Raw genomic sequence first — 11,326 nt, 5'->3', positions numbered from 1 at the left:
GGACGACGGCGGCGACGGCGATGGCGATCACCTCGGCCGGTCCGCCGGCCGCGGGCTGAGTCGCCTGCGCGTCGCCGCCGACCTCGACGGTCAGGCCCGCCTGCCGGGCCACGTCGATGGCGGACTCCAGATGCTTCTTGCTCGCGTCGGTCAGGTCGTCCGCCTTCGCCTTGAAGGAGACGGTCGCGTACGCGGTCGTACCGTCCTTGCTGACGGCCCTGGCCTGGAAGGGGTCGACCGCGGTGGCGACCTGTGGGCCGTCGGCGGCCTCGTCGCCCAGCTTCTCGATCGCGGCCCGGTTGCCGGCCGCGGTCACCTTCTCCCCGCTCGGGGCGACGAACACGATGCGCGCGCTCGCCGCGTCGGCCGTGGTCCCCGGGAAACGCTGCTCCAGCAGGTCGAACGCCTTCTGGGACTCGATCCCGGGCATCGTGAAGCCCTCGTCGGCCGCTGCGGGCGCCTTCGACGCGGCGAATCCGACGGCACCCAGCACCGCCACCCACAGCACGACGACGAACCATCGCCAACGAAAGGCCACACGGCCCAGGTGATACAGGACAGTTGCCATGACGAGGGAAGCCTCCACATAAGCGGTTCCGGCAGTGCGCGTGGAGCCGGGACCGCCTCGGCATGGGAAAGTCCGCCCTGTTCGCAGTGGGTTCAGGGAGGCGTCCGTCTCCACACCTCACCCTTCCGCGAGACGACCGGAGCCACGAGGGAGCGCTCTCCCGTATCCGTGGTGTAGCCCGCTACACCACGGACCGGTCCTTGCTCCCGACACACCCCTTTTGTCGAAGCTCCTGCCGCCAAGGTTCTGACCTGCACTGATGTCAGGCCGATGGCACCATGACCGCCCCATGGCGACGAGTCGTCGTCCAGGGCATTGCCGTATCCACCCCCCTTCACATACGGTTCAATCAGATAGCTAATTTTACCAATCTGAATACGTAACCCGGTGACCGAGAGAAGGGTGTGGCGAGTGCAGGCGACAGAAAGTCCGTCCCGGTGAGCGGGACGGACGGAGAATCCCCCGTAAATCCCACGACAGCGGCCGAGTTGCGCGGACTCGGACTCCGAACGATGTCCTCGGTCGTCAACACCCCCCTCGCCGAGGACGCCGACCTGCGTGACGACGGTGTGGGCGCGGACCTCGTGGAGATCGGCCTGGTCAGCGTCTGGGCCGAACTCTGGGCGCGCGAGGGTCTGGCACGACGGGACCGCAGCCTGGTCACGCTGGGGATCCTGATCGCACTGGGCGCCGAGGACGAACTCGGCAGCCACGTCCGGATAGGGCTGAACAACGGGCTGACGGAAGACGAGATCGCCGAAGTCCTTTACCACTCCGCCGGATACGCGGGCTTCCCCCGGGCCGTGGCCGCACGGAAGGCCGCCCGGAAGGCACTGGGTCCGGCACGCGGCGCGGCGAGGGGTGACATCCCCGCAGAACCGAAGCAGTAGCACCTACCTGGAGTCCTGAATGACGTCACTGAACGGAAGAAGCGCGGTCGTCACCGGTGGCGGCCGAGGTATCGGACGGGCGATCGCCCTGGTGCTCGCCGCCCAGGGCGCGACGGTCGCCGTCTGGGACCTGGACGGCACGGGGGCGCACGAGACGGCTGACGCGATCGGAGAGGCGGGCGGCAAGGCGGTGGCGGTCGTCGGCGACGCGGCCGATGCCGCGGCCGTCACGGCCGCGGCGGAGCAGACGCACGCGGAACTCGGCCCGGTCACCATCCTGGTCAACAACGCCGGTATCACCAACTACGTGCCGTTCCCCGACCTCACCGAGGAGACCTGGGACCGGATGATCCGGATCAACCTCAAGGGCCCCTTCCTGGTCACGCGAGCCCTCGTGCCGGACATGCTGACCGCGGGGCACGGACGCATCGTCAACATCTCGTCCTCGTCCGCCCAGACCGGCGGTCCCGCGGTGTCCCACTACGCGGCGTCCAAGGGCGGGGTGATCGGTCTGACCAAGGCGCTCGCCCTCGAGTTCGCCGGCACCGGCATCACCGTCAACAACGTGGCGCCGAGCCTCATCGACACTCCCCTGCTCCGCGAGGGATTCGACCCCGACGCGCTGGGCGCGACCATGCCCATGAAACGGGCCGGGCGCCCCGACGAGATCGCCTACGCGGTCGCCTACCTCGCGTCCGACGAGGCCGGATACGTGACGGGACAGACCCTCAGCGTCAACGGCGGCCGCTACTTCGTCTGAGCGGCACGAACAAGGCCACGAACAACGCCACAGGCAAGGGACGACCATGACAGAGACCGTGACGGACACCGAAGCGACGGAGGAACCCCCGCGGTTCCCGGCGCCGAGGTCGGGCACCTGCCCCTTCGCTCCCCCACCCGACCTGCTGGGACTCCGCGACACCGGCCAGCCGGTGATGCGCGTGCGCAGCTGGGACGGCACCACCCCGTGGCTGGTCCTCACCCACGCCGCCCAGCGCGCGATCCTCGCCGATGCGAGAATGAGCGCGAACATCGGCGCGCCGGGATACCCGCACACCACCGCGGCCATGAAGGCGCACGCGGGCGAGATGCAGCCGTCGATCAACAACACCGACGGCGCCGAGCACTCCCGCTGGCGGAGGATGCTCACCAGTTCCTTCACCCGCCACCGGATGCGGAAACTCCAGCCGGCGATCCAGCGGATCACCGACGACCTCATCGACAGGATGCTGGACGGCCCCAACCCGACCGAGCTGAACGAGGCGCTCTCCCTGCCCCTGCCGTCGCTGATGATCTGCGAGCTGCTCGGGGTGCCGTACGAGGACCACGCCTTCTTCCAGAAGCACGCCGGCGTCACCAACGCGGTGCACAAGACCCCCGAGGAGAACGCGGCCACGGCGAGCGCGCTGCGCGCGTACATCGCCCGGCTCATCGAGGCCAAGATGGACGACCCGGCCGAGGACGTGCTCTCGGACCTGGGGGCGCGGATCAAGGCCGGTGAGCTCTCGCTGGAGGAAGCCGCACCGCTGGGCCACATCCTGCTGGTCGCGGGCCACGACACGAGCGCCAACATGATCACGCTGGGGACGGCGCTGCTGCTCCAGAACCCTGACCAGCTCGCCGCCCTGCGCGAGAACTCCGACGACCCCGACTACGTCGCGAAGGCCGTCGAGGAACTGCTGCGCTATCTGACCATCGCCCATCTGCTGGCCCGCCGCGCGGTCGTCGAGGACGTCGAGTTCGAGGGCGTGACGATCCGCGCCGGTGAGGGGGTCATCGCCAGTCTGCCGGCGGCGAACTGGGACCCGGAGGCGTTCCCCGACCCCGAGGTGCTGACCCTGGACCGCGCCGCGGGCCACCATCTCGCGTTCGGCTGGGGCCCCCACCAGTGCGTCGGACAGCAGCTGGCCCGCATCGAACTCCAGGTGGTCTTCAGCACCCTGTTCCGCCGCATTCCCACATTGCGGCTGGCGGCCGGTCTGGAGGAACTGGCGTTCAAGGAGGACTCGCAGGCCTACGGCATCTACGAACTGCCCGTCGCCTGGTGACCGCCGGCCCCGCACGGCTCGTACGACAGACCTGAGAAAGGGAGGACCGCCATGACCGACGGCGGCTTTCGTGTGACCCTGCTGTACCACCCCAGCCATCATGTGACCGATCTCCGCGAGGCGGAGGCGTGGTTCGAGCGCGTCTTCGGGCGGCCCAGCCGGCCGATGGCCGAGATGACGCGAAACGCCCCCGTCAGTGACGGCTATCCGACCGACTACTCGACGTTCACGCCGATCAACGACGTCCTGTTCGACACGATCGACCCGAAGCGCTACGTCCTCCAGGGCCTCCAGCGCTATGCCTCGGTCGACAAGCCGCACCTGAAGGGGTTCGGCTGGTACGTCGACGGCATCGCGGACGCCTATCGCGCGCTCAAGGGGCTCGGCATCGGCATGGTCGGTCAACTCGACGAGGTCGCCGAGGGAGACGATCCCCCGACCGCGCCCAACTCCCCGATGCCGATCTTCTTCACGGTTCCCGAGGACGCGGGCCTGCGCTACGAGTTCCTGCCGCAGATCCCGTTCCCGCTGGACCACCGGCTGGCCCCGGACTGGGAGCTGCCGCCGGTGTCCGAGGACGACCCGCTCGGCATCGAGCGCTGCTCGCACCACACCGTGCTCACCGACCGCGTCGACCGCGCCCTGCGCGTGATGGTCGACGGACTGGGCGGGACGGTCATCCACACGGGACGCAACGAGGTGCTGGGCGCGCAGAGCACCTACGTCCACCTGGCCGACGCGGTCTTCGAGTACGCGGTCCCCGACGACGGCACCCCGGCACACGCCGACTGGGCCACCGGCGCACCGAACGACACGTACCACTCGATCACCTGGAAGGTCGCCGACCTCGACCGCGTCGCACGCCATCTGGACGCGCAGGGCGTGGGGATACGCACGCGCACGAGCGACACGCTCGTCACCGACGCCGCGACCGGACTCGGCATTCCCTGGGGCTTCACCACCAGGCTGACGGCCGGCGATCCGCGCAGGGGGTGAGCGACTTGGCAGTCCCTGCAAGCAACGGGAGCCCGAACGCCGTCGACACCGATGTCGACCTGGTGGTCATCGGTGCCGGTGTCACCGGGATCCATCAGCTGAAGCGGGCCCTCGACGCGGGACTCTCCGCCCGGCTGCTGGAGGCCGGCCAGGGGGTCGGCGGGGTGTGGCACTGGAACCGGTATCCGGGAGCCCGCCTCGACTCGGAGAGCTACACCTACGGCTATCTGTTCTCGAAGGAGCTGTTCGAGGGCTGGGAGTGGCGCGAGCGGTTCGCCGGGCAGCCGGAGAACGAGCGGTACTTCAACTACGCCGTCGACACGTTGGACCTGCGCGGCCACATCCGGTTCGGAGCCCGGGTCAACTCCGCGCTTTTCGACGAGCCTTCGGCCACCTGGCTGGTGCGGGCGACCGACGGCACCGAGGTGCGGGCGCGGTTCGTGGTCGCGGCCACCGGTGTGCTGTCGGTGCCGGTCTTCCCCGACGTGCCCGGTATCGAGGACTTCAGGGGCGTGGCCCACCACACCGGCCTGTGGCCCGACACTCCCGTCGACTTCGCAGACAAACGGGTCGCGGTGGTCGGCACCGGTTCGAGCGGCGTCCAGGTGATCCCCTCGATCGTCGCGGACGTCGCCTCCCTGACGGTCTATCAGCGGTCGCCGAACTGGTGCACCCCGCTGAACAACGAGCCGATCACCGCCGAGCAACAGGCGCAGCTGAGGGCCCATTTCGAGCAGTTGCGGGAGAACCTGAACGCCTCCGCGAGCGGGTTCCTGCACCAGCCGCGTGACCGCAGGGCCTTCGAGGACTCCAAGCCCGAACGGTGGGAGTTCCACGACCGGATGTGGCACAGCCCGGGCTTCGCCAAGGTGATCAGCCACTACGCCGACATGCTCACGGACAAGGCCGCCAACGACGACTGGTGCGCCTTCATGGCCGAGAAGGTCCGCGGCATCGTCAAGGATCCGGCGACGGCCGAGCGGCTCATCCCCACCGACCACGGCTGGGCCGGGAAGCGGCCGCCCTTCGTGACCGGCTACTTCGAGGCCTACAACGATCCGAAGGTGAGCCTGGTCGATCTCCGGGAGAACCCGCTCGTCCGGGTGACGGAGACCGGGATCGAAACGACCGACGGACTGCGCGAGTTCGACGTCATCGTCTGGGCGTCGGGGTTCGACTTCGGCACCGGCGCGCTGAACCGGATGGGGGTGCGCGGCCGCGGCGGGCTGGCGCTGGAGGACCACTGGGCCGACGGCCCGCGCACGTTCCTCGGGCTCATGAGCCACGGCTTCCCGAACTTCTTCTTTCCCGGAGGGCCCCACGGTGCGGCCGGCAACAACCCGCGGTACGCCGAGGACCAGGTGAACTTCGTCGCCGACGCGATCGAGTACCTGCGCGATCACGGCCACCGGGTGATCGAGGTCCCCGCCGACACGGAGGCGGGCTGGAACGCCATGGTCGCGGAGCTCGCCGCGTATTCCCCGTTCGGCGAGCACAGCTATTTCTTCGGTTCCAACATCGCCGGAAAGCCCCGGAGTTTCCTACTGAATCCCGGCGGACGGCCGAAGCTGCGCGAGTTCATGGGCGAGGTCCTCCAGTCGAAATACTCCCGCTTCCTCTCCTGAACCGGAAGGCATGGTCATGCGGCAACACCTCTTCGACGATCGCGTTGCGGTGGTCACCGGCGCCGGACGCGGGATCGGGCGGGCCTACGCCCTGCTCCTCGGTGAACTGGGCGCGAAGGTCGTAGTGAACGACCTGGGCGGCTCGATGGAGGGCTTCGGTTCCGACACCGGTCCCGCCGAGGCAGTCGCCGCGGAGATCAACGACGCCGGCGGTACGGCGATCGCCGACACGAGTGACATCTCCACCGCGGACGGCGGCCGACGGCCCGTCGAAGCCGCCGTCGAGGCGTTCGGGCGGATCGACATCGTCGTCAACAACGCCGGCAACGTGCGGTTCGCCGGGCTGCCGGGCATCGACGCGACGAACATCGAAAGCCACCTGGCGGTACACGTACTCGGTGCTTTCCACACCACACGTGCGGCCTGGCCGTACATGCTGGAGCGGAACTACGGCCGGGTCGTCCTCACCGGCTCGATCGGGATGTTCGGACTCCCGGACAACCTGGGTTACGCCACCGCCAAGGCGGCGATGATCGGGATGGCCCGCAGCATGGCGGCCTCGGCCCGCGGCCACGACATCAAGGTCAACGTGATCGCCCCCAACGCCATGACGCGGATGGGCGGCGGTCCCTCGGAGAGCATGGACGCGCTGCGCGAACAGCGCCACCCCGGTGGCAGTGTGATGGATCCCGCGCTCGTGGCGCCCATGGTGGCGTATCTCGCCCACGAGGCGTGCGACGTGAACGGCGAGGTGTTCCTCGCCGGAGCCGGACGTTTCGCGCACCTCTTCGTCGGGGTCACCGAGGGCTATCTGCCCGCCGATCCGCTCAAAGTCACGACCGAGGACATCGTCGGGAACCTGGACCGGATCAAGGACCACTCCGGATACCACGTTCCCCGCGACCTCATGGAATGCGTCAGCCGTTACATGGCACATCGGCGAGGAGAAGAGGGAGAAGCGTGAGCGCAGAGAAGGTCTGGCCTCATCACGAACTCGGCAAGAAACTCAACAACTGGGGTCGTTGGGGAGACGACGACGAGATCGGCACCCTCAACTTCGTGACCCCGCAGAAGCGCATCGAGGCCGCACAACTCGTCCGTACAGGCAAGGCGTTCGACCTGGGCATGGCGTTCGACAGCAACGGGCCCTTCAAGTCCGGGGGTTTCCGCAACAACCCGATCCATGTCATGACGCTGCTGCCGTCCGACACCGGGTTCGCCCAGGACGGTCTGATCTCCGCCGACGACATGATCGTCACCGGTCTGCAGGCCGCCACCCAGTGGGACGGGCTGGCGCACGCCGGCTACGGCGGTACCTTCTACAACAACGTGCCGGCCGCTGCGGTCAACAACTTCCAGGGTGCCAGCCGCAACTCGTTCCACAAGGCCGTCGACCGGCTGATCTCCCGCGGGGTCCTGCTCGACATCGCGCGGTCGAAGGGCGTGGACCGCCTGGAGGACTCGTACGAGATCACGGAGGCCGACCTGCTGGCCGCCGAGGAACGCCAGGGCGTGCGCGTCGGGTCCGGCGACATCGTGCTGCTGCGCACCGGCTCCTACCAGTGGTTCCTGGAGGGCGACCGCGAACACTTCCTCGGCAACGCCCCCGGGCCCTGCCTCGACACCTGCAACTGGCTGTACGAACGCGAGGTCGCGGCGCTCGCGATGGACAACCACTCCGGCGAGGTGTGGCCCAGTCCGGTCAAGGGCGCGACGATCCCGTTCCACCAGGTGGTGATCCGGGACATGGGCCTCACCCTCGGCGAGATGTTCAACTTCGAGGAGTTGGCCGCGGACTGCGAGGAGGACGGCGTGTGGGACATGCTGTTCTGCGCCCCGGGGCTGAAGGTGACGGGCTCCGTCGGCTCCCCCATCACTCCGATCGCCATCAAGTAGGTGCGGCGGTGCCGGAATTCGCCGAGGTGAGCGCGGGCGTGCGGGCGACGGTCGCCGCGCACGCCCAGGCCCAGGACGAGGGCCGTACCGAGGACATGGTCGCGCTGTACCTGCCGGACGGCGTGGTCGAGATACCCGGTTTCGAGCCCCTGGTGGGTGCCGACGCCATCCGTGAGGCGTTCTCCCGTCCGGGGTGGCGGCCGGATCCGGACCGGCCGCAGCGCCACCTCGTCGGCAACACGCTCCTCACGGAGTGGGACGACCGCACGGCGAAGGCGACCAGCGATGTGGTGATGCTCGTCCGCGCCGGTTCCGCCTGGTCCGTCGCCATCGTGGCGCGGTATCACGACACGTTCGAGGAGTCGGCGGGACGCTGGCTGCTGCGCCGCCGGGTGGACGAGTACGTCGGCGACGTGCCCTGAACCAGGGGGATCACAAGAGGCCGGCTCAGAGGTGCGCCTCAAAGCTGGACGACGATCGTCTTCGTCGCGGTGCAGCTGTCGAGGGCCTCCACGCCCTTCTCACGGCCGTAGCCGGACTTGCGGAATCCGCCGAACGGGAGTTCCACACCGCCGCCCGCACCATAGGTGTTCACATAGACCTGGCCGGCCTCCACCTCGGCGGCGACCCGGTGTGCGCGGCTGAGGTCCCTGGTCCAGACGGCGCCGAGCAGGGCGTACTCGGTCCCGTTCGCCAGGGCGACGGCCTCCTCCTCGGTCGCGAACCGCATCGTGGTGAGCACGGGCCCGAAGATCTCCTCCTGTGCGATCGGTGCCGCCGGGTCCACGCCGTCGATCAGGGTCGGCATGAAGTAGGCGCCGTCCGTCATGCCTTCAGGCTCGGCCACCGAACCGCCGAAGACGATCTCGCCGGTGCCGGCCGATCCCACATATGCGCGGACCCGGTCCTGCTGCTTGCGCGAGACGAGCGGGCCGAGGTCGGGATCGTCGAGGCCCCGGCCTATCGTCACCTCGGCGAAGTGCCCCGCGACGCGCTCCACCAGTTCGGCGTGCACGCTCTCGTGGACGAGCACCCGCGACCCCGCGGAACAGGTCTGCCCGGCGTTCTGGAGGATCGCGCCCGCCGCGACCCGGGCGGCCTTCTCGACGTCGGCGTCGGGGAACACCAAGTGGGCCGACTTGCCCCCGAGTTCGAGGGTCACCGGGGACACCCGCTCGGCGGCGGCCGTGGCGACGAGGGCGCCGACCCGGGTGGAGCCGACGAAGCCCAGATGGTCGACGCCGGGATGGGCCGCCAGCGCGGCACCGGCCTCGGCACCGAGCCCGGTCACGACGTTGAACACCCCCTGCGGCAGCCCGGCCTGCAGGGCGAGCCTTGCCACGGCCACCGCGGTGCGCGGCGTCTCGTCGGCGGGTTTCACCACGGCGCAGTTCCCGGTCGCGAGGGCGGGTGCCACCCCGCGGGCCAGCAGTTGCAGGGGATAGTTCCAGGCGAGGATGCGGCCGGTGACACCGTGGGGTTCGCGACGCGTGTACACGTGGAGGTCGGGGCGCAGGGGCAGGCTCAGGCCGTAGTAGGAGTCGATCGCGTGGCCGTAGAAACGGAAGTAACGGGCGCACACCCGCGCGTCGTTGCGTGCCTGGGTCAGGGGTTTGCCGGAGTCCTCGCTCTCCAGCCGGGCCAGTTCCTCCGACCGGCTCTCGATCAGGTCGGCCAGCCGGCACAGCAGGTCGGCGCGCTGCTCCGGTGTCGTGGTGCGCCACACCCGCTGTGCCGCGCGTGCCGAGGCGACCGCCCGGTCGACCTGCTCGGGGGTCCCTCTCGACACCTCTCCGAGCGAGCGTCCGGTCGAGGGGTCGATGTTCTCGTAGACCTCGGGTGTTCCGACCGGGACCCCGTCGATGAAGGACTCGGTGACCTGCCCCAAGTCGGTTGCGTCCACATCGAGTTGGCTCATTCGGGGCCTCCCGCCGCCGTGGCCGGACCACCTCGTCCGGCATGTGTGTGGTGGTTCCTGATGTGTCTGTCCGGGTTACGGAGCCTCGGGCCTCAGATCACGCCCTGCTCGGACAGTTCCCGGCGCCGGTCGGCGTCGAGGCCGAGCAGTCCCCCGTAGATCTCGTCGTTGTGTTCGCCGAGTGCCGGGCCCAGATGGCTGATGCCGCCCTGGGTCGCCGAGAACCGGGGCACCGGTGCCTGCACGCGCATCGCCCCGAGCTGGGCGTCCGGAACGGACGGGTAGACGTCTCTGGCCACCATGTGCGGGTCGGCGAGCAGTTGCGCGGCGTCGTAGACCGGGGCGGCGGCAACGCCTGCCGCCTCGAAGACGGCCATCGCGTCGTCCAGGGTGCGGGCCACGATCCAGTCGGCCATGATCGCGTCTATCTCGGCGGCGTTCCGCAGGCGTTGCTGGGCCTCGGCGAACCGGGGGTCCTCGGTCAGTTCGGGCCGTCCCACCGCCTGGAGGGCGCGCTTCGCGATCGTGGGAGCGCTGCCGGACATGGCGAGCCAGTGTCCGTCCATCGTGGGGTAGACATTGCGCGGTGCGCTGATGTCCCAGCGGTTGCCCGTTCTGGTGGGGATGCCGCCCAGTTGGTCGTAGGTCAGCACCGACTGTTCGAGCAGCCGTGCCAGCGGGTCGATCAGGTTGACGTCGACGAGCTGGCCGTCGGCTCCGTGTACGTCGCGGTGGTAGAGGGCCATCATCACCGCGTAGGTGGCGGTCAGCCCCGCCACGCCGTCGGCGAGCATGAACGACGGGAGGGTCGGGGGGCCGTCCGGGCTGCCGGTGAGGTGGGCGAAGCCGCTCATCGCCTCGCCGAGGGTGCCGAATCCGGGGCGATCGGACTTCGGCCCGCCCGCTCCGTACCCGGTGACGTGCACCATCACCAGGCGGGGGTTCTCCGCGGCGAGACTCGGATAGTCCAGGCGCCACTTGCACAGGGTCGACGGCCGCAGGTTCAGCACCACGACGTCCGCCTCCCGGGCCAGTCGGCGCAGCAGGTCCCGTCCGGTCTCGTGGCGCAGATTCAGCGTGACGCTCCTCTTGTTGCGGCCGACGCTCTTCCACATCAGCCCGACGCCGTCCTTCTGCGCGCCCCACTGCCGCAGCGGGTCACCGCCGTCGGGCTGCTCGATCTTGATCACGTCCGCGCCGTGCTCGCCGAGCCAGGTGGCGATCAGCGGTCCGGCAGCGAGGGTGGCGGCATCGAGGACACGGAGTCCGGCCAGTGGTCCGTCGCTCATGGTTGCGTTCCCTGCCTTTCCTGTCGGTCGTCGTCTCGTGCTGCTCCGGGCGAGTTCCGCGCGCGCTGCCGCGCGAGGCGGCCTGGGCACGTAGGC

The 11,326-nt window shown here is 69.4% G+C and carries 11 protein-coding genes; 8 read left to right on the top strand and 3 right to left on the bottom strand.

Annotated features, from left to right (window positions below; all coding sequences use genetic code 11):
- Nucleotides 1-568: MMPL family transporter (locus tag ACFWPS_RS31500; RefSeq protein ID WP_383711059.1), on the bottom strand; the 568-nt coding region annotated here is incomplete at its 3' end.
- 512 nt (nucleotides 569-1,080) lie between these two features.
- Here ACFWPS_RS31500 and ACFWPS_RS31495 point away from each other — a divergent pair.
- Genes ACFWPS_RS31495 through ACFWPS_RS31460 form a run of 8 tightly spaced genes read left to right on the top strand, consistent with a single transcriptional unit; the run spans nucleotide 1,081 to nucleotide 8,445 of the window.
- Entirely contained in the window at nucleotides 1,081-1,458 is a 378-nt protein-coding gene (locus ACFWPS_RS31495) for a carboxymuconolactone decarboxylase family protein (protein WP_383711056.1), read from the top strand.
- A gap of 19 nt (nucleotides 1,459-1,477) precedes the next feature.
- Nucleotides 1,478-2,218, top strand: a complete 741-nt coding sequence (locus ACFWPS_RS31490; protein ID WP_383711053.1) for an SDR family NAD(P)-dependent oxidoreductase — start codon at nucleotides 1,478-1,480, stop codon at nucleotides 2,216-2,218.
- Between the two features lie 46 nt (nucleotides 2,219-2,264).
- Nucleotides 2,265-3,506 (top strand): cytochrome P450, encoded by a 1,242-nt coding sequence (locus tag ACFWPS_RS31485; RefSeq protein WP_383711050.1) that lies wholly within the window; start codon nucleotides 2,265-2,267, stop codon nucleotides 3,504-3,506.
- 51 nt (nucleotides 3,507-3,557) lie between these two features.
- Nucleotides 3,558-4,502 (top strand): VOC family protein, encoded by a 945-nt coding sequence (locus tag ACFWPS_RS31480; protein WP_383711047.1) that lies wholly within the window; start codon nucleotides 3,558-3,560, stop codon nucleotides 4,500-4,502.
- A gap of 5 nt (nucleotides 4,503-4,507) precedes the next feature.
- Entirely contained in the window at nucleotides 4,508-6,127 is a 1,620-nt protein-coding gene (locus tag ACFWPS_RS31475) for a flavin-containing monooxygenase (protein ID WP_383711045.1), read from the top strand.
- Between the two features lie 16 nt (nucleotides 6,128-6,143).
- Entirely contained in the window at nucleotides 6,144-7,091 is a 948-nt protein-coding gene (locus tag ACFWPS_RS31470; RefSeq protein ID WP_383711043.1) for an SDR family NAD(P)-dependent oxidoreductase, read from the top strand.
- A complete protein-coding gene (locus tag ACFWPS_RS31465) occupies nucleotides 7,088-8,023 on the top strand; it encodes a cyclase family protein (protein WP_383711040.1) in 936 nt (311 codons plus the stop codon). Before ACFWPS_RS31470 ends, ACFWPS_RS31465 begins: the two co-directional genes overlap by 4 nt.
- 8 nt (nucleotides 8,024-8,031) lie before the next feature.
- Nucleotides 8,032-8,445, top strand: coding sequence for a nuclear transport factor 2 family protein (locus ACFWPS_RS31460; RefSeq protein WP_383711038.1), 414 nt, complete (start codon nucleotides 8,032-8,034; stop codon nucleotides 8,443-8,445).
- A 38-nt stretch (nucleotides 8,446-8,483) separates the two neighbouring features.
- Here ACFWPS_RS31460 and ACFWPS_RS31455 read toward each other — a convergent pair whose 3' ends face one another.
- Nucleotides 8,484-9,941 (bottom strand): aldehyde dehydrogenase family protein, encoded by a 1,458-nt coding sequence (locus ACFWPS_RS31455; protein WP_383711036.1) that lies wholly within the window; start codon nucleotides 9,939-9,941, stop codon nucleotides 8,484-8,486.
- A 92-nt stretch (nucleotides 9,942-10,033) separates the two neighbouring features.
- Nucleotides 10,034-11,230, bottom strand: coding sequence for a CaiB/BaiF CoA transferase family protein (locus tag ACFWPS_RS31450; protein ID WP_383711034.1), 1,197 nt, complete (start codon nucleotides 11,228-11,230; stop codon nucleotides 10,034-10,036).
- Nucleotides 11,231-11,326: the final 96 nt, after the last annotated feature.

This window comes from Streptomyces sp. NPDC058457, assembly GCF_042720695.1.
GTDB lineage: Bacteria > Actinomycetota > Actinomycetes > Streptomycetales > Streptomycetaceae > Streptomyces.
The sequence above is the reverse complement of the archived record's forward strand: the minus strand, read 5'-3'. Positions and strand labels throughout refer to the sequence as shown.